Source organism: Agromyces subbeticus DSM 16689 (assembly GCF_000421565.1).
GTDB classification, from domain to species: domain Bacteria; phylum Actinomycetota; class Actinomycetes; order Actinomycetales; family Microbacteriaceae; genus Agromyces; species Agromyces subbeticus.
The window spans coordinates 426,523-446,394 of sequence record NZ_ATXG01000001.1; the positions used below are offsets into that span (position 1 = coordinate 426,523).

A 19,872-nucleotide genomic window follows, 5' to 3' on the forward strand; every position below is an offset into this window, starting at 1 on the left:
GGCCCGAGGAGCTGTCAATGTCGACGCACGCCGCCACCGTCCGCGCGTTCCGCGGCACCGCGATCGCCCTCGGCGCCGCACTCCTGGCGGGCGCCGCCGCAGCAGGCCCGCTGGTGCCAACCGCGGCCAGCGCCGCTCCGAACACTGCGCCGAATGCCGCCCCCGCCGACGCCCCGCGCGACGGCCTGCTGGCCGAGTACCTCTTCACCCAGACCACGGGCAGTGCCGTGCCGAACACGGCCGGCGCTGCGTCGCCGCTCGGGCCGGCCACGGTCGTCAACGGCAGCGACGCCCTCTGGACGGGATCCTCACTGCGCTTCACCGGCGGCGCCAAGACCAGCACGGCCGACTGGGTGCGCCTGCCCGACGCGCTGCTCGCCGGGGAGCAGTCGGCCACGATCACCGTCGAGACGAAGTTCGACGCCTCGATGGCCTCGAACTGGCACTTCCTCTGGAACATCGGCAGCGACAGCACGAGCTCGTACTACTTCGCGACACTGAAAGACCCGGCGCGCACTGCGATCACGACTGCGAGCAATGGGGGAGAGGCCAACGCCCGCACCACCTCGCCGCTCGTGCCCGACCGCTGGTACAGCGTCACCTCGGTGATCGACGGCGCTGCCGACACGATCTCGTTCTACATCGACGGGGTGCGCGTGGGGCAGACGGCCACCGCACTGACCCCGGCCTCGATCACCGACCAGACCGTCAACGCGATCGGCCGCTCGCCGTGGCCCGACGGGTTCTACAAGGGCGAGGTGTCGACGTTCCGGGCGTACGACCGCGCGCTGTCGGCAGCCGAGGTGGCCGCGGTGTCCGACGCCGACAGCAGTCTGCACGCCTCGTCGTTCCAAGCGAGCGCGCAGGCGTCGCTCGACTCGATCCAGCCGATCGACATGTCGGATTCCTCCATCACCCTGCCCACCGCCAACGGGGCGACGCTCAGTTGGTCGAACCCCTCAGACGGTCTCGCGCTCGGCTCGGCCGGTACGACGCTCCAGGCCGTGCAGCCGGCACCCGGCTCGTCCGAGCTGACCGGCACGGTGACCGCGACGGCCACCGTGCGCGGAGTGAGCGTGTCGAAGGAGATTCCCGTGACGGTGGCTCCCGCGGCCGCGGCGGGCGATGACTACGGCTACCTGATGGTGCACTTCATCGAGGACTCGGCCGGCTATGCCGAGAAGATCTACCTCGACGTTTCACGCGGCGACGACCCCGAGCAGTGGGACCCGCTGAACGGCGGCGAGCCGATCCTCGCGTCGCAACTCGGCACCACCGGGATCCGCGACCCGTACCTCACTCGCAACCCCGAAACCGGCACGTACTACATCATCGCGACCGACCTGCGGGTCTTCGGCGGCGACGGCGGTGCCGGCGCGTGCACGAGCTGGTGCCACTGGACGACCAAGGGCAGCACGAAGCTGCTCGTCTGGGAGTCCACCGATCTCGTGAGCTGGGGCGAGCCGCGCAGCCTCGACGTCTCACTCGACGCGAACGGCGGCGAGGTCGCCGAACTCGGCATGGCCTGGGCGCCAGAGGCGACCTGGGTCGACGACTACTTCCCCGACGGCCGCGGCGCCTTCGTCATGTACTGGTCGTCGAACCTCTACGAGAACCCCGAGCACACCGGCGCGAGCCACAACGAGGTGCTGTGGGGGGCCACGACCGACTTCACGCAAGGCACCTACGCCTACGGTGGGTCGTTCATCGACACCGGCGCGAACGCCATCGACACCACGATGATCCAGAACGACGGCACCACCTACCGCATCACGAAAGACAACGGCCTCGGCAACGGCATCTACATGGAGTCCACGACCGCCGAGCGCTGGTGGGAACCGGGCACCGCGTGGACCCAGCTGCAGTCGAGGATCGGCGCGGCCTGGGCCGGCGGCAACGCCGGCGGCGTCGAGGGCCCTGCGGTCTTCAAGAGCCACAGCGACGAGCGCTGGTACCTCTACGTCGACGTCATCCCGTCGACCGGATACCGCCCGATGACCACGACGAACCTCGATGCGGGCTGGAGCCAGCTGAACGACCCCTCGTTCTTCATGGCCCCGAGCACCAAGCACGGCGGCGTGATCTCGCTCACCAAGGCGCAGTACGACACCGTTCGGTCAGCGGATGCCGCGGCCGCCGTGTCATCCGACCTCGGCTCGATCGAGGTCGACGCCGGCAGCGATCCGAACGAACTGGCCGGCGCGCTGCCGGCGACCGCCGACGTCGTGCTCGCCTACGACCGGGGCACCGCGGCGCGGCCGGTCACGTGGAACGAGGCATCCGTCGATCTCGACACCCCGGGCACCTACCCGATCACCGGAACGGTGAGCACGTACTCCGCCAACCTCGACACGTGGGTCGGCGCCGGCGGTTCGAGTGCCTGGAACGCGCCCGACCGGGTGCTCTCGAGCAGTGCGGCGATCACCGTGAACGCGACCGTGGTCGTGACCGCGCCAGCGGGCCCGTCGTTCACCGTATTGGCCGACACCCGCTGCGTCGCGGGCAAGGTCGTGCTCGTCGCCAAGGCCGCGAACACCGGCGAGACCGCTGCCGAGATCGCGATCGTCACCCCATACGGCTCGAAGACGGTGCAGCTCGATGCCGGTGCCGGCAAGAGCCTGACGTTCTCATCGCGCCTCGCCTCCATTTCGGCGGGCAACGTCGAAGCAACCTCCGCCGGCGGCACGCAGTCGGCCGCGTTCGCGGCGCGCACCTGCAACTGACCTCCCTTCCCTTCTCCGCACTCCAAAAGGACTCCCATGTCGAAATCGGCTCGCACCACCGCCATCGCGGCGATCGCCGCCGTCGGCGCGCTCTTCGGCGGCCTCGTCACGGCGACGATGCCCGCTGCCGCCGCAACGGGTGAACTCAGCATCGAGGCATCCAAGGTGCTCGAGCTGAACTTCGACGGCGACCTCGCCGACTCGAGCGCCAACGCCGCGAACGTCGGCCTGCAGAAGGGCGTCGCCGGCTACGCCGACGGCATCGACGGCCAGGCGTTCTCGTTCAACGGTGCCACGGCGCTGAACCTCGGAACGGCGTCGTACCTGCAGCCGCAGGACCTCACCGTCTCGTACTGGTACAACCCGAGCGCCGCGATGAGCGGCGAGCAGACCTTCGCCTGGAGCAAGACGACGTACAACTCCGACGGCTGGTATCTCACCTCCGAGAACGCCACGACGCCGCTCGCGCTGTCGATCGGTCCCTCGGCCGGTCAGCCCTACAAGGTCGCGGTCGAGGCCGACCGTGCGGCCTTCTTCCCGCCCGGCCAATGGACCCACGTCGTGGCGAGCTACGACCACGAGAGCAAGGCCGTGGCGTTCTACCGCAACGGAATCCGCCAGCCCGCGATCGTGAAGATTCCGGTGAGCGCGACCGCTTCGGGCGTGCTCGGCGCCGAGAGCACGAGCACGAAGACCATCGGCTACAACGGCCCGACCTACAACGGTTCGCACGTGAGGGGCCTGCTCGACGACTACGCACTGTTCGACGGGGTCGCCACCGTCGCCGACGTCGTGACGCTCACCCAACGAGGCACCCCCGGCTTCGACCCGGCGACCGTCGCGCGCGGCGATCTCGACGCGATCATCCTCCCCGAGAGCGCTGCCGTCGACTTCTCGGTGCCGACCGCCGGCGCCGGTGGCAGCGAGATCACCTGGACCTCCTCCGACGATTCGGTCATCTCGATCGACGACGATATGGCGCGAGTCACCCGCCCCGACGGCGCGGCGGCCCCGGTGCGCCTCAGCGCCAGCGCGAGCTACGGCGGCAGCGCGGAGGTCACTCGCGACTTCGACCTCGTGGTGCAACCCGCCGGCGAGACATCCACCGAGTACCTCGCGGACGCCGGCCTCGAGAACGTGACGCTCGCCGACGACTACCTCCTGAACGCGAACCAGAAGACCATCGACTACCTGCTGAGCCTCGACCCCGAGAAATTCCTCTACTCCTGGTACCTGCAGGCCGGACTCACTCCGACGACCGCGACCGGGTACGGCGGGTGGGAGCGCTCGACCGGCGCCCGCTTCCAGGGCCACTTCTTCGGCCACTACCTCTCCTCCCTGTCGCAGGCCTATGCGACCACGACGGATGCCTCGGTCAAGTCGCAGCTGCTCGCGAAGCTCACTGCAGCGGTCGAAGGCCTCGAGCGCTGTCAGGATGCCTGGGCGGCCGCCGATCCCTCCAGTGCCGGGTACGTCGCGCCGTTCCCGCTGAACGCGCTTCCGAGCGGCCGCGACGGGCTGCTCGTGCCGTTCTACAACCTGCACAAGGTGCTCGCAGGCCTCATCGACGCGCACGAGCAGGCCCCGGCCGAGGTGTCGGCGAAGGCCCTCTCCGTGGCGTCCGGCTTCGGCTCGTGGGTGAAGAACTACGCGGCATCGCTCTCGAACCCCGCCGTCATTCTCAACACCGAGTACGGCGGCATGAACGAGGCGCTCTACGAGCTCTTCAGCATCACGAGGAGCCCCGACCACAAGCGCGCGGCCGAGTACTTCGACGAGGTGCCGCTCTTCCAGGCGCTCGCGAACGGTCAGGACGTGTTGAACGGCAAGCACGCCAACACGACCATTCCGAAGCTCGTCGGCGCACTCAAGCGCTACACGCTCTTCATGGACGACGAAGAGCTCTACGCGACGCTCACGCAAGCCGAGAAGGACGCGCTGCCGATGTACCGCACGGCGGCCGAGAACTTCTGGCAGATCGTGATCGACGACCACACCTACGCCAACGGTGCGAACAGTCACTCCGAGCACTTCCACGGCGCAGACACGCTGTACCAGTTCGCGACCAACGGCGTCACGTCGGGCTACGGCGAGAACTCCACCGCCGAGGGCTGCAACGAGTACAACATGCTGAAGCTCAGCCATGCCCTGTTCGCGGTGACGAAAGACGTGAAGTACGCCGACTACTACGAGTCGACGTTCATCAACACGATCCTCGCCTCGCAGAGTCCAGAGACGGGCATGGTCACCTACTTCCAGCCGCAGACCTCGGGCTACGCGAAGATTTTCGGCACTCCGCTCGACCAGTTCTGGTGCGACCACGGCACGGGTGTCGAGAGCTTCACGAAGCTCGGCGACTCGATCTACTTCACCGACCCGACGGCGGTGTACGTGAATCAGTTCCGCAGTTCGGAGCTGCGCTCGGCGGCGCAGAACCTGCGCCTCACGCAGACGGCCGACGTGCCGGCGAGCCCGACCGTGCGGCTGACGGTCGCGGCCCTCGACGGCGGGGCGGTCGCGGCCGGCACCGTGCTGAAGCTGCGCGTGCCGAGCTGGGTCGCCTCGGCCCCGACGCTGACGGTCAACGGCGAGGTGACGGATGCCTCCGCCCTCACGAGCGACGGCTACATCACGCTGCCCGTCGCCGGCGGTGACGAGATCGAGTACTCGCTGCCGGCGAAGGTCACCGTCGACGACGGCACCGAGAACCCGAACTGGGTCGCCTTCAAGTACGGCCCGGTGCTGCTCGCGACCGAACTCAGCCGCAGCAACGTCGACGCCAGCTACACCGCCGGCGTGCTCGTGCAGATGGGCGTCGCCGACAAGTCGCTGAGCTCCAACGTCGTCGTGGCCGACGCGGCCGCGTGGAAGGCGAACGCCGAGACGAACATCGAGCGCATCGCCGACGGCGTGAACGCGAACGGCATGACCACCATGCGGTTCAAGCTGCACGGGGTCGACGCGACCTCGGCAGCCCTCACCTTCGAGCCGTACTACAGCCTCTACGACGCCCGCTACGCGACCTATATGACGCTCGTGCAGCCCGACTCGGCCGAAGCGCAGGCGCTGATCCTCAAGCACAAGCAGCAGTTGCGCGTCGACGAGACGACGATCGACTCGCTCACCTCGTTCGACGACAACAACAGCGAGGCCGACAAGAACTACGCGTTCTCGAACTCGACCGTCGGCGTGTTCAACGGCAACAGCTTCCGGCATGCGCCGCCCGCCGCCGGGGCGTTCTTCCAGTACGACATGATCGTCGACCCCTCGCAGCCCGCGAACTACCTGGCCGCCAGGTACTACGGCGGCGACAACGGGCGAACCTTCGACGTGTACCTCAACGACGTGCTGCTGAAGCACGAGCGGGTGACGAACGCCGGCGGAGCGACGAGCTGGTACCTCCAGTACGACGAGATCCCGCAGGCGATCCTCGACGGCATCGAGGCCGAAGACAGCTACAAGCGCGACCAGTCGGGCGAGTACGCGCTGGATGCCGCGGGGCAGAAGATCCCCATCGTGACGGTGCGGTTCCAGAGCAACGGCACGAGCTACGTGGGCGGACTGTTCGGCCTGCACACCTCGTCGACGAACCACTACGCCACGGACCCCGAGCTCTCGAAGCTCGAGGTCGCCGGCGGCACGTTGGCGCCCGCTCTGGCCGCGGGAACGCACGAGTACACGGCGACCGTGCCGCTCGACGCGACGAGCGTGCAGCTCGACGTCGACCCCGCCACCCCCAGCGGGCTCGTGTCCGTCGACGGCATCCTCATCGACGACACCGAGCCGCGCACGGTGGCGCTCGCGTCAGGGGATGCCCCGACGACCGTATCGATCGAGGCGTCCGCGCAGGACCACACGACGAAGGTCACCTACGCCGTGCAGATCGTGCGAGCCGCTCCGGAACCCGAGCTCGCCGTGTCGGCGGTTGCCAGCACACGGTGCGTGGCGGGCAAGGTCGTGGTGGTCGTGAAGACGACGAACGGCGCCGACGTGCCGGTGGAGGTCGTCGCGGCATCCGCTCATGGCACCGCGACCGGAACGCTCGCCGTCGGGGCCTCGGCGACGAAGGCCTTCTCGACCCGCGCCGCGTCGATCGACGCCGGTGCGGTGACGGTCACGGCGACCGCGACGGTCGACGGCGCACCGCGCTCGACGGAGATCGCGGCCGCATATGCGGCGCGCAACTGCGGCTGAACAGACCACGGCGACGGAACAGGAGACCATGCAGATGAGACGCACGCGACGCCTTGACGGTGCTTGGAACCATCTCTACTCTAGGAATGTTCCCGCTAACATTGCAACGAACACGTGGCCCCCCGAAGGCCCGTACCCGGCAAGGACGCCGACCTCGGTCGCGACCAGAGCCACCACTGCGATCGTGTCAGCACCCTGCTGCACGACGGAACGGCTCGGCATGCGCCGACCGAGGAAACTGGAGACAACATGATCAGCAAAGGTGCTGCACTGCGTACCGCAGCAGGAGTGCTCGGCGGGCTCATGCTCGTCGGCGTCGGAAGCGCGGCGTTCGCTGCTTACCCCGACCCCACGAGCGGATCCGACGTCGACGTGAACGTCGACATCGCAGCCGTCGAGAACGGCGCGTTGAGCCTCACGGTCGCCGCCAACGCCACGAGCCTCGCCGAGACCGGCTCGAACGCCTCGTACCGTCAGTTCACCGGCACGCTGCCGAACGTCACGGTCACCGACACTCGCACCGACGTGCCGGCGGGCGTGTTCTGGTACGTCACGGGCCAGGCGAGCAGCTTCGTCGGGGCGACCGGCCAGCCCGACATCACCGCCGACCACCTCGGCTGGGCGCCGGCACTCGTGAACCCGGCCAATGCCGACGACGTGGTCGAAGGCCCCGCCGTCGACACCTCGCTCGACCCCACGACGCCGAACAACGTCGGCCTCGTCGGCGAAGAGCTGCTGGCGCTCAACCTGACCGACTCGCAGGCCGCGGCCACCGCCGGCCAGTGGACCGCCAACGCCGGTCTCGTGCTGAAGACCGCGGTCGATGTCGCTCCCGGTGCCTACACCTCGACGCTGACGCTGTCGCTCTTCGAGGACGCGCTCTAAGCACGTGAACCGATTTCGTCTCCGCCGCGCGCTCGCCGCCGTCGCCGCCGCACTCGCGGTCGGCGTCGGTGGCGTGCTCGCGGCCGCGGGCCCTGCCGCCGCTGAAGAGGCGGCACCCGTGTCGTGGTCGGTCACGCCGTCGGATGCCTCCGGGCCCGACGGGCGCTTCTCGGTCGAGCACGAGATCGACCCGGGTGCGAGCGTCGACGACTTCCTCGCGGTGCGCAACCTCGGCGCCGAGGAGGTCACGTTCGCGCTGTCGGCGGCCGACGGCTTCTACAACGACAACGGTCGCTTCGACATGCTGCCGTCGGGGGAGCAGTCCGTCGGCGCGGGCACCTGGATCAGCCTGCCGGAATCGGTCACCGTCGCCCCCGCCGGCACCGTCGTGGTGCCGTTCACCGTGACCGTGCCCGACAACGCCGAACCCGGCGACCACGCGGCCGGCATCGCCGCTTCCGTCATGTCGACGAGTTCTGGTGACGGGGCAGCGGTCGGCGTCGAGAGCCGCGTCGGGTTCCGAGTGATGACGCAGGTGACGGGCGAGCTCGAGCCCGTCTTCTCGGTGCAGCACGTCGTCGCCGACTACCGCACGTCGTGGAACCCCCTGCATCCCGGCGACATCGCCGTGTCGTTCGACGTGGTGAACGAGGGCAACGTGCGGCTCTCGGTCGGCGGCACCGTCGACATCGCGGGCAGGCAGGTCGCCTTCCCCGCCGACGCCGAGCGCCAGCAGGACATCCTGCCCGGCGAGCACCACACCTTCACAGCCGACCTCGACGGGGTCTGGCCGCTCTTCGGATTCGCGGGCGAGATCGTCGTCTCGCCGACCGTCACCACGGTCGGCGGCGACACCGCCGAGGTCGCCCCGGCCTCGACCTCGATCTTCGTGTGGGCGGTGCCGTGGTCCCAGTTGCTGGTGCTCATCGGGCTCGCCCTCATCATCGTGGCGCTCGTCTGGCGCCGCGGGCGCTCGAAGCGCCGCTTCGACATGCTGCTCGCCCAGGCCCGTGAAGCGGGCCGCCAGGACTCGGCCGCAGGAGGGCTGGAAGCGACTTCCTAGCTTGCCCCGAGGGCTCGCTGTTTCGACTCGCGGTTCCGCGCAGAGGCCGATGGATGCCTCGTGGCGCTCGTTCTGCACGCCTCGCCGGCGTGCCCGTCTGCACTGGAGGCAACCGATGATTCGAGAGACACCCATTCGAACGACGTCACCCGCTGCACGTCGTGATCGCAGGCTGACAACCGTGGCATCCCTCGTCGTCGGGGCCGCACTGGCCTCGTCGCTCGGCGCATCGCTGCCGGCGGCGGCAGAGGAGCCGGCCTCTCCGCAGCCGATCGCCGCCTACGCGTTCGACGATGGCACCCTGCACGACTCGGTCGGCGCGGCGGACCTCACCGCCTCGGGCACCGCCGCCCTCGTGACCGATGCCGATCGAGGCCAGGTGCTGCGCCTCGACGGTTCCGCGAACGGCTTCGCGGCCTTCCCGCAGGGCTTCTTCGACGGACGCGACGCCATGACGGTGTCGATGGACGTGAAGAGCGAGAAGACGAGCGGCAACTTCTTCACCTTCGCCTTCGGCGCCGATTCGACGAGGTACTCCTTTCTGCGGGTGCGGGGCGCCGACGTGCGCAGCGCGATCACGAATGCGTCGTGGCAGAGCGAGTCGGCCGTGACGGGCACGGTTGCGAGCGGGTCGTGGCACCACTACGACCTCGTGTTCGACGGCGCGAAGATGACCGTCTACGTCGACGGGGCGAAGCTCGGCGAGAACGCCGCACTCGGCACCACCGTGTCGGGGCTGGGCTCCAACCTGCTCGGCTATCTCGGCAAGTCGTTCTATGCGGCCGACGGGTACTTCCAGGGCTCGTTCGACGAGGTGCGGGTGTTCGATCGGGCGCTCACCGCCTCTGAGGTGCTCACCAACGCCGGCGCGACCGACCAGTTGACCGACGTGTCGCTGAACGACCCGTCGGCGCTGAAGATCGCTCCGATCGTGAACGGCGCGGGCCGCACGGCGATCCTGCCGCTGCGACCGGGCACGGATGCCTCGGCGCTCGCGCCGACCTTCACCGCCGCCGCCGGGGTGACCGTCTCGCCCGCGTCGGGCGAGATCGTCGACCTCCGCGCGCCGGTCACGTACACGTTGACTGCGCCCGGCGGGGCGACGGCGACCTGGACGCTCTCGGCACAGGAGATGAAGAGTCCCGTGCTGCCCGGGTTGTACGCCGACCCGAACATCGCGGTCTTCGGTGACACCTACTACCTCTACGCCACGACAGACGGCACCCCGGGCTGGGGTGGCAAGGACTTCTACGTGTGGAAGTCGCCCGACCTCGTGAACTGGACCCGCTCGGCGGAGCCCTTCCTCACCCTCGACGGCGTCAACGGAAACGTGCCGTGGGCGAGCGGAAACGCGTGGGCGCCGACGATCATCGAACGCGACGGCAGGTACTTCTTCTACTTCAGCGGCCACAACGCGGCCCTGAACCGGAAGACGATCGGCGTGGCCGTGGCCGACAGTCCCGAGGGGCCGTTCACCGCGCAGCCCACCGCGATGATCCTGAACAACGAGTCCGTCACCTCGGGCCAGGCCATCGACCCATCCGCGTTCCTCGACCCCGTGTCGGGCAAGTACTACTTGTTCTGGGGCAACGGCAGCCCGGTCTACGCCGAACTGAGCGACGACATGCTGTCGCTGAAGCCGGGGACGATCGCACGGATCAGCGGGCTTACCTCGTTCCGCGAGGGAACGTTCGTGAACCACCGCGACGGGCTGTACCACCTGACCTACTCGATCGACGACACCGGGTCCGAGAACTACCGGGTCGGCTACGCCACCTCGACGAGCGTGCACGGCCCGTGGACCTACCGCGGGGTCATCCTGCAGAAGGATCTCTCGCTCGGCATCAAGGCGACCGGCCACAACTCGATCGTCAACGTGCCCGGCACCGACGACTGGTACATCGCCTACCACCGCTTCGCCATGCCGAACGGCGACGGCACCCACCGTGAGACGACGATCGACAAGCTCACGATCGGCCCCGACGGACTGTTCCAGACGGTGCAGCCGACCCTCACGAGCGTCGCGCCGCAGCCGATCGCGAGCCCTGTCGAGGTGACGGCCGCGGCATCCACGCGGTGCGCCGCAGGCAGGGTCGTGCTCGTGGTCACCACCGCGAATGCGTCGGGCGCAGCCGCGGGGCCGGTCGACGTCGGCATCGAGACGGCGTACGGCACCAAGGAACTCGCTGCGCTCGCCGCCGGCGGTTCGAGCAGCACGGCCTTCTCGAGCCGGCTCGCGTCGATACCCGCGGGCACGGTGACGATCACCACGACCGCGACGGATGCTTCGGCGCCCGGGCCGCTCGAGGTCGCGTACGCCGCCCGCAGTTGCGGCTGACGGCGAGGGCCGGTCAGCCATGCAGCACCGCACTGACGACACCAGCACCAGCAGCCCACCGCGCCAACCGGCGCGAACACACCACTCCGGAGGATCACCGATGATTCGAGAGACACCGATTCGAACGAAGGCACCTGCAACGCATCGCGCGCGGCGGTGGGTCGCTGGCGCGACGGGCGCGCTGCTCGCGGCGGGCAGCCTCGCCCTGGCGGGCTCGGGCGCGGCGACCGCCGTCACTCCGGGCTCGCTGATCGCCTCGTACGACTTCTCGGAGTCGTCGGGCACGGTCGCCCATGATCTCTCGGGCAGCGAGCACGATGGCGCGGTCGTCGGCGGTGAGGCGTGGCGCGGCGGGTTCCTGCAGTTGAACGGGTCGAACCACGTGAAGCTGCCCGACGGTCTGCTCGCGGGGCAGTCGGCCGCGACGATCGTCGTGGAGACGAACCCGGCCGCGCTCAGCGGGGCGAAGTTCCTGTGGAACATCGGCGGCTCGGGCGAGGGCGGCACGGGTCAGTTCTTCATCCAGCCGGTCGCGCCGCGGCTGGCGATCTCGAAGACGAACTGGTCGGGTGAGCAATCGGTGACCTCGACGACGAAGCTCGCCGCAGGCCGGTGGCAGTCGGTCGCGGCGACGATCGCGAAGAACGCCGACGGGACGACCTCCACGCTGCGGCTCTACATCGATGGCGCGCTCGTTGCTGAGAAGACGAACTCGACCACGAACCTCAGCGATCTCACGACGCACACGATGAACTTCCTCGGCAAGAGCGCCTACGCCGCCGACTCGCTGTACCAGGGCGGGGTCTCGTCGTTCCGGGTCTACACCGAGGCGCTCACCGCCGCCGAACTCGGCACCATCGCCGAGACCGACGCGCAGGCTGCGGCGAACGAGACGGCCGCCGCGCTCGACCTCGACGCTGTGAACGAGCAAGACCTCGCTGCTATCGAGACCGACCTCGTGCTGCCGACGACCGGGGGAGTGATCTGGTCGTCGTCGCCCACGGGAATCGTGGCCGCCGACGGCACGATCAGCCAACCGGCATCCGACACGGTCGTGACCCTCACGGGCACCGCCACTGTGCGCGGCACGATCGCGACCAAGCAGTTCTCGGTGACGGTGCTCGCGGCGCCGACCGCCGCAGAGGCGGCCCAGCGCGACGTCGACGCGATCGCCCTCGCGAACGCCGACGACGTGCGCGGCGACCTCACGCTGCCGACGACCGGCGAGCGGTTCGGCTCGACGCTGAGCTGGAACTCGTCGGATGCCGCGATCGTCGATGTCGAGGGCACCGACACTGTCGCGCCCGGCGTCGTCACGAGGCCCACGACGGTCGACACGACCGTCGTGCTCACAGTCACCGCGACGAACGGTGACGCCGTCGCCACCCGCGAGATCCCGCTCACGGTGCGCAAGTCGACGCCGCTCGCGAAGACCACCGACTACCTCTTCGCGCACTTCACCGGCACCGAAGGCAGCGCGAACGACGAGCAGATCTACATCGCCACGAGTCGCGACGCGCTGACCTTCACCGACACTCGTGCGAACGGCGATCCGGTGCTGTCGCTCGCCGCTGACCAGGGCGACGGCGGCGTGCGCGACCCGTTCGTGGTGCGATCACCCGAGGGCGACCGCTTCTTCATGATCGCGACCGACCTGAGCATCTACCACCGCGGCGGCTGGGGCAACTCCAACGCGACCGTCACCGGCTCGAAGTTCCTCGTCGTGTGGGAGTCGACCGACCTCGTCGACTGGAGCGAGCCGCGTTTCGTCGATGTGGCGAGCGAGATCCCCAACGCGGGCATGGCCTGGGCGCCCGAGGCGATCTGGGACGACGTGACCCAGCAGTACTACGTCTATTGGGCGACTCGCGCCGACGGCAACACCGAGCTCGGCGACAGCGTCGACGTCTACCTCTCGACCACCCGCGACTTCACCACCTTCTCGACCCCGGTCAAGTGGATCGACCGTTCGCACTCCATCATCGACACCACGGTGATCAAGGTCGGCGACTGGTTCTACCGGGCGTCGGGCGACGGAGAGATCACCATCGAGCGCTCGAAGAAGCTCGACGCGGTCACCACCTCGGCGACCGCGAAGCCGAGCGGCACCGAGCAGGAGTGGGTGCTCGTCGGCACGCTGCAGTCGATCCTGAGCGGCAGCGGCACCTGCTCGGGCGGTGGCAACTACACCGGTGCGTGCCTCGAGGGCCCCGAGTTCTTCGCGTACAACGACGACGACCGCGGCGCCGCCGAGCAGCTCTACGGCCTGCTCGCCGACCAGTACGCCACCGGCCGCGGATACCTGCCGTTCCGCACGACCGACCTCGCCTCGACGTCGGCGTCGGTCTGGTCGAAGGCGAGCGGGGTGAACCTCGGCACCCTCAAGAAGCGCCACGGCGGCATCCTGCCGATCACCGCCGAGGAGTACCAGCGCGTCATGTTCGCCTACGCCGGCGTCGGCACGAACCCCGATCTCGCGATCGAGGTGAGTGCGAGCACCCGCTGCGTCGCAGGCAAGGTCACGATCGTCGCCTCCGCGAAGAACGCCGACACCAGGCCAGCGGATGTCACGGTGACGACGGCGTACGGCTCGAAGACGTTCACCGGCGTGCAACCCGGCAAGACGGTCTCGCAGGCGATCTCGACCAGGCAGCCGAATCTCGGCGCTGGGTTCGTCGGCGTCACGGCGACGGCGAGCACCGCGAGCTACGACGGCAGTGCGTCGTACGACGCAAGGAGCTGCAGATGACCGCGCTCACCCGTCGGAACGTGCTCGGAGGGGCGCTGTTCGCGGCGTCCGTCGCGGCGGCGGGCGCGGCAGCGAGCCCAGCGCAGGCCGTCGCCGGAAGAGCCGTGGCCCCGCGCATGGCGATCACCTCGCTGGGCGGTTCCACGTACGCGCATCCGGGACTGCTGCACACGGCATCCGATCTCGGCGACCTGGCCACTCGCATCGCTGCGCACTCCCAGCCGTGGTACTCGGGATACGAACGCCTCGCTGCCAACGGGCGCAGCAACCCCGGGTGGAACCCGCGGCCGCTCGCGACGGTGATCCGCGGCGGCACCGGCCAGAACTACATGCAGATGGCCTACGACATCCACGCCGCCTACCAGAACGCACTGCGGTGGCGGGCGACCGGCATCGAGGAGCACGGCGCGGCCGCCGTGCGCATCCTCAACGCCTGGTCGTCGTCGCTCGTCGCGGTCGGCGGAAACGCCGACCGCTTCCTCGCGGCGGGCATCTACGGGTACCAGTTCGCGAACGCCGCGGAGCTCGTGCGCGAGCGGAGCGACTTCGAGCTGACGGCGTTCCGCGACATGCTGCTGAACGTCTTCCACCCGATGAACGAGCAGTTCCTGACCTTCCACAACAACGCCGTGATCACGAACTACTGGGCGAACTGGGACCTGTGCAACATGGCGTCGATCCTCGCGATCGGGATCTTCGCCGACCGCGACGACCTCGTCGATCGAGCGGTCGACTACTTCCACAACGGTGCCGGCAACGGTTCGCTGCCGCACGCGGTGCCGTTCGTCTACGCCGACGAGGGCCTCGCGCAATGGCAGGAGAGCGGGCGCGACCAGGGCCACACCATGATGGGCATGGGACTCATGGGCGCGATCTGCGAGATGGCGTGGAACCAGGGGATCGACCTGTGGGGCGCCGACGACAACCGGTTCCTGAAGGCGGCCGAGTACGTCGCCAAGTACAACCTGGGCAATGACGTGCCGTTCACGCCGTACAGCTGGCAGACCGGCCCGAACACGACGGCCGGGCATGTCGGCTGGCAGACCCAGACCGTCGTGGGCGCCGGATCGCGCGGGCAGCTCAGGCCCGTGTGGGAGGCGATCCTCGGGCACTACGCCGGGCGGCGCGGTCTCGCGGCGCCGTGGACCGCGCAGATGGTGCAACTCGTTCGCGCCGAGGGCGGCGGCGGCGACTACGGTCAGGAGTCGGGCGGGTACGACCAGCTCGGTTTCGGCACGCTGACCGCTGCGGCCGTGACCGTCGGCGAGCGCGTCTCGCGCCTGCAGGCGTTCACGCATCCCGGTCACTACGTCGCGGCCTCGGCGGGGTCGGCTGCGCTCGCCGCCGACCCGGTGCTCGGCGTCTCGCGTTTCAGAGTCGTCTCGGGACTCGCAGGCACGGCCGACGGCCGCGTGTCGTTCGAGTCTGTCGAACAGCCGGGCACCTACCTGCGGCACAGCTCCTTCAGGATCGTCGCGCACCAGAGCGATGGTTCGTCGCTGTTCGCGGCGGACGCGACGTTCGTGCCGGTCACCGGGCTCGGGCACTCGATGCTCAGCTCCTTCCGCTCGCACAACTTCGCCGACCGGTACCTGCGTCATCGCAACTTCCAGCTGTGGATCGATCCGATCGCGAACGATCAGGATCGAGCGGACGCGACCTTCCGGTTGGTCGACTGACGATCAGGCGCTGGGCGCGCGACGGGTCGACTCGCGCTCGACGACCGATGCCGGATGCACGACGACGCGTCGTTCCAGCACGCCATCGCGGTGTTGCAGGCGCGAGACGAGCAATTCGGCCACCGTCTCGGCCCTGGCCTCGTTCGAGGGCTCCACGGTGGTCAGGCGCGGCACGGTGTACCGGCTCGCGGTCGTGTTGTCGAACCCCACCACCTGCACGTCTTCGGGAACGCGGAGGCCGGCGTCTGCCAGCGCTCGGAGCGCGCCGACGGCCAGGCCGTCGGTGACGGCGAAGACGGCATCGAACCGCCGCCCCGATGCGATCAGGGCGCGGATGCTGCCGTGCCCGCCTTCGGCGTCGAACGTCGACGGGAGGACGAGAGCCGGGTCGAGGTCTCTGCCGATCTCGGCATGCGCCTCGGCGTACCCGCGCGTGCGGAGCCCGGGCATCGACTCCTCATCGTCGTGCACGCCGCCGAGGGCGACGATCGCGCGCGCTCCGGTCTTCAACAGGAGCCTGGTCGCCAGCCGAGCGCCGCCCTCGTTGTCCATGAGCACGTGGTCGAATCGACTCGACAGTGCGCGCTCGCCGAGGAGCACGACGGGCTTGTCGATGCTGATGCGATCGAAATGCGGGGTATCGCCGGCGGCGAGCGCGAGCACGAAGCCGTCGTACGAATCGAGGTGCGACGACGCGAGTGACTCGACCTCGGCGCGCACGGCGCCGCCGGTGTTCTCGGTCACGAGTCGCAGCCCGCGCTCGGCGAATCGGTCGTTCAGGGCCTGCGCGAGCGCACCGTAGTACTCCGAGTCGAAGGTCGGGATGGCGAGCCCGACCATGCCCGTGCGGCCACGCCGAAGTGAGCGCGCCGACTGGTTCAGGCGGTACCCGAGCTGGGTGATGGATTCGATCACCCGCACCCGCGTCTCGTCGCCGACGCGTGCCGAGCGCCCGTTGACGACGTTCGACACGGTCTGCGGCGAAACGCCCGCGTGCCGAGCGACGTCCTGCATGGTGACGTTCATGCGGTCGCGCCCGGGCATGCCCCCATCCTCCCACTCGCCCGGCTCCGTCCGCACAGAGGCGGGGGATCGAGCGCCCGACGTGGGCGCTCGTGACGTGAGCACGACCACGAGGCTCTGCGAACGGTCTTGCCACCGCTCGAATGTTCGCGGTAACATCCGAGGGCCGCTCGGGAGTTTATCGATCAACTCTGCATCGAATCCGGCCTGTTCGCAATCGAAGGAGATCGCAGATGAGCACGTGTGGAGTGCTGGCTCGGCGGGTCGTCTCGCTCGTCACCGCGGGTCTGCTGGTCGGCTCCGGCTCCGGCTTCGCCGCGACCGCCGGTACCGCGCAGGCCGCCGACGAATGGAGTCCCGATTCGTCGTACACGTCGACCGACACGGGCGACGGGACGTACACGGTTCCGCTGCTCAACGCAGATGTTCCGGATGTGAGCGTCGAACGCGTTCCCGCATCGCAGAACGACGAAGGCCGCGACATCTACTACATGATCAGCACGACGATGCAGCTCAGCCCGGGTGCACCGATCATGAAGTCGTACGACCTGGTCAACTGGGAGATCGTGAACTACGCGTTCGACCGCCTCGACATCGGCGATGCCGCCTCCTTGCGAAACGGTTCGAACTCCTACGGGCAGGGGCAGTGGGCGTCGTCGCTCCGCTTCCATGACGGCACCTTCTACGTGCTCATCAACTCGCTGAACCTGGGCGGCGCCTACCTCTACCGCACCGACGACATCGAGAACGGGGCGTGGACGAGAGTGGCCCTCGGCCGTAGCCTCCACGACCCTTCGCTGTTCTTCGACGACGCCGACGGCGGAACGCCGTACATCATCTACGGCGGCGTCAGCGCCGTGCGGCTGAACCCGACGCTGACCGCGATCGAGCAGGACTTTCCGAACTTCATCCAGCGCAGCGACTACGCGAGCCAGCCGTACGTCGGCAGCAACGGGCTCTTCGAGGGCGCCCAGGCGTTCTTCATCGACGGCTACTACTACGTGGTGATGATCACGTGGCCGAGCAGCGGTCGACAGGTCGCCATGTTCCGCTCGACCGAACTGCTCGGGCGCCTCTCGGCGACACCGGCGCCCTACGAGTCCCGTGGCGTGCTGAACTCCAACGGATTCGCGCAGGGCAGTCTCGTGCCCATCTCGAATGACGCGGGTGATGACGACTGGTACGGCTTCTTCTTCCGCGACACGTTTCCGATCGGCCGCATTCCGGCGCTGATCCCCGCGACCTGGAGCGACGGCTGGCCGACCTTCGGCAACAACGGCGTCGTGCCGGTCGACGGAGTCTTCGAGAAGCCGATCGACCTCACCCCTGAGCAGGAGCGCTTCGAGCGGCTCAAGAGCGTCGTCGCGTCCGACGACTTCGACAACGACGCGCCGCACCGGTCGTACCAGGACGAGCAGTGGACGCTGCCGACGGCACCCGACTTCGACGAGACGCTGATCGGCGTCGAGCTCTTCGGCAATCCCGGCGTCGAGTCCGGAACCACCGAGGGCTGGACGGCCAACGACAGCGCGACACTCTCGACGACCACCGACGCGCACACCGGCTCGACGGCCATCGCGGTCACTGCGCGGAGCACCACGGGATCGGGGCCCGCGCAGAGCGTCACCGGCAAGGTGCAGCACGGCGTCACGTACGACGTCTCGGCATGGGTCAAGTACGACAACCCTGCGAGCCCGGCGACCAAGCAGTTCCTCATCACCGCCCGCTACGGCGGCGGCAGCGCGACCTTCACCAACCTCTCGCCCGCCACGGCCGTGACTCGCGGGAGCTGGGGCAGGGTGTCGGGTTCGTTCACGATTCCGGCATCCCAGGCCCTCTCCGACGTGCGGATCTTCATCGAGACCCCGTGGACGAGCACGCCGTCGACCGCCCCCGACACGCACCTCATGGACTTCGCGGTCGACGACGTGTCACTCGTCGGACGCCCGGTCACCACCGAGGTGCCGCATGCCGACGAGATCGCCCCGAACGGGTCGAACCTCGACCTCGCATGGGAGTGGAACCACTCGCCCGACAATCGGTACTGGTCGCTCACCGATCGCGAGGGCTGGTTGCGGATGACGGCGGGCAAGGTCGTGACCGGTGCGTACACGCATCGCGGCTCCGGCGGCGAGCTCACGTGGCTCGAAGAGGCTCGCAACACGCTCTCGCAGCGCACGTTCGGACCCCGGCAGTCGGTCGAGACGAAGCTCGACATCTCGGGCATGAACGACGGCGACGTCGCCGGTCTTGCGGCGTACAACCGCGACTTCTCCTACATCGCGGTCGAGCGCGTGAACGGTGCGAGCACGGTGGGGATCGTCCATCGCGGCCAGCCCTTCGCCGCGTCGATCGACCAGTCGGCGGTCGAGAGCTTCCTCCCGGGCCGCTCGGCGGCACTCGGGGATGCCACGGAGGTGCACCTGAAGGCGGACCTGGACTTCGCCCGGACTCCGGGCCAGCTCTTCACGACCTTCTCGTACAGCCTCGACGGGCTCGAGTGGACCACCTTCGGCGACGCCGTCGGGCCGCTCCGGCTCGACGGCGGGCTCACGCACTTCATGGGACACCGCGTCGGCCTGTTCAACTACGCGACGCAGCAGTCCGGCGGCCACGTCGACTTCGACCGCTTCCTGCTGAGCGACACGCTGACCTCGCAGAACCAGCCGCTCGACGACGGCGACCTCGATGCCGCGATCGCCTACGCCGAATCACTCGACTCGGCGGACTACCCCGTCGACGCGTGGGCAGCGATGCTCGACGCGCTCGCCGAAGCACGAACGGTCGCGGCTGCAGCGGTCGGAACCCAGAACCAGATCGACGCACCCGAGCGAGCGCTCAGCTTTCAACTCGCCCGCCTCGGGACGCTGCAGGCGCCCGCCCCGTCGATCGATGTCGAACTGACGGCCGGCACCCGTTGCGTGGCCGGAAAGGCGGTCATCACGGTGCACGCGACCAATGCGGAGGAGGTGCCGATCTCGGTCGCCTTCGAGATGCCGTACGGCAGCAGGTCCTTCGCGTCGATCGCCCCCGGCAAGAACGCGGTGCATGCATTCACGACCCGACTGACGAGCGTGCCCGCGGGAGCGGCATCCGCTCGCTTCTCGGCGACCATCGACGGCGAATCCGTCTCGATGGAGAGCGAGGCCGGATACCCGGCCCGCGCGTGCCAGTGATCTGGGCGGGCGGGCCCGGTCGACCCGGGTCCGTGCCGCTCG

Annotated in this window: 9 protein-coding genes; 8 read left to right on the forward strand and 1 reads right to left on the reverse strand. The window is 68.9% G+C overall.

Annotated features, from left to right (window positions below):
- Window positions 1-17 precede the first annotated feature (17 nt).
- The 7 genes from H521_RS25345 to H521_RS20990 all read left to right on the forward strand — a co-directional run bounded on the left by H521_RS25345 (window position 18) and on the right by H521_RS20990 (window position 15,631).
- Window positions 18-2,723 (forward strand): LamG-like jellyroll fold domain-containing protein, encoded by a 2,706-nt coding sequence (locus tag H521_RS25345; protein WP_022891354.1) that lies wholly within the window; start codon window positions 18-20, stop codon window positions 2,721-2,723.
- A 36-nt stretch (window positions 2,724-2,759) separates the two neighbouring features.
- A complete protein-coding gene (locus H521_RS24830; RefSeq protein WP_022891355.1) occupies window positions 2,760-6,917 on the forward strand; it encodes a beta-L-arabinofuranosidase domain-containing protein in 4,158 nt (1,385 codons plus the stop codon).
- 249 nt (window positions 6,918-7,166) lie between these two features.
- Window positions 7,167-7,802: a hypothetical protein gene (locus H521_RS0101985; protein ID WP_026481785.1), complete on the forward strand. Its 636-nt coding sequence runs from the start codon at window positions 7,167-7,169 to the stop codon at window positions 7,800-7,802.
- A 4-nt stretch (window positions 7,803-7,806) separates the two neighbouring features.
- On the forward strand, window positions 7,807-8,865 hold the full coding sequence (locus H521_RS20975; protein ID WP_022891357.1) for a DUF916 domain-containing protein: 1,059 nt from the start codon (window positions 7,807-7,809) through the stop codon (window positions 8,863-8,865).
- A 181-nt stretch (window positions 8,866-9,046) separates the two neighbouring features.
- A complete protein-coding gene (locus H521_RS24835; protein WP_022891358.1) occupies window positions 9,047-11,203 on the forward strand; it encodes a family 43 glycosylhydrolase in 2,157 nt (718 codons plus the stop codon).
- A 100-nt stretch (window positions 11,204-11,303) separates the two neighbouring features.
- Complete coding sequence (locus H521_RS20985; protein WP_022891359.1) at window positions 11,304-13,952, forward strand: immunoglobulin-like domain-containing protein; 2,649 nt, start codon at window positions 11,304-11,306, stop codon at window positions 13,950-13,952.
- Window positions 13,949-15,631, forward strand: coding sequence for an AbfB domain-containing protein (locus H521_RS20990; protein WP_022891360.1), 1,683 nt, complete (start codon window positions 13,949-13,951; stop codon window positions 15,629-15,631). Before H521_RS20985 ends, H521_RS20990 begins: the two co-directional genes overlap by 4 nt.
- Before the next feature lie 3 nt (window positions 15,632-15,634).
- On the opposite strand, the gene H521_RS0102010 is transcribed toward H521_RS20990, so the two are convergent.
- On the reverse strand, window positions 15,635-16,675 hold the full coding sequence (locus H521_RS0102010; protein WP_022891361.1) for a LacI family DNA-binding transcriptional regulator: 1,041 nt from the start codon (window positions 16,673-16,675) through the stop codon (window positions 15,635-15,637).
- A gap of 212 nt (window positions 16,676-16,887) precedes the next feature.
- Between H521_RS0102010 and H521_RS20995 the strand changes: the two genes are divergently transcribed.
- Window positions 16,888-19,830, forward strand: a complete 2,943-nt coding sequence (locus H521_RS20995; RefSeq protein ID WP_051159124.1) for a beta-xylosidase family glycoside hydrolase — start codon at window positions 16,888-16,890, stop codon at window positions 19,828-19,830.
- Window positions 19,831-19,872: the final 42 nt, after the last annotated feature.

What these genes read in the sequence shown, in the direction of transcription:
- H521_RS25345 (WP_022891354.1), top strand. Translation starts at nt 18, where the DNA reads ATGTCGACGCACGCCGCCACCGTCCGCGCGTTCCGCGGCACCGCGATC.
- H521_RS24830 (WP_022891355.1), top strand. Translation starts at nt 2,760, where the DNA reads ATGTCGAAATCGGCTCGCACCACCGCCATCGCGGCGATCGCCGCCGTC.
- H521_RS0101985 (WP_026481785.1), top strand. Translation starts at nt 7,167, where the DNA reads ATGATCAGCAAAGGTGCTGCACTGCGTACCGCAGCAGGAGTGCTCGGC.
- H521_RS20985 (WP_022891359.1), top strand. Translation starts at nt 11,304, where the DNA reads ATGATTCGAGAGACACCGATTCGAACGAAGGCACCTGCAACGCATCGC.
- H521_RS20990 (WP_022891360.1), top strand. Translation starts at nt 13,949, where the DNA reads ATGACCGCGCTCACCCGTCGGAACGTGCTCGGAGGGGCGCTGTTCGCG.
- H521_RS0102010 (WP_022891361.1), bottom strand. Translation starts at nt 16,675, where the DNA reads ATGCCCGGGCGCGACCGCATGAACGTCACCATGCAGGACGTCGCTCGG.
- H521_RS20995 (WP_051159124.1), top strand. Translation starts at nt 16,888, where the DNA reads ATGAGCACGTGTGGAGTGCTGGCTCGGCGGGTCGTCTCGCTCGTCACC.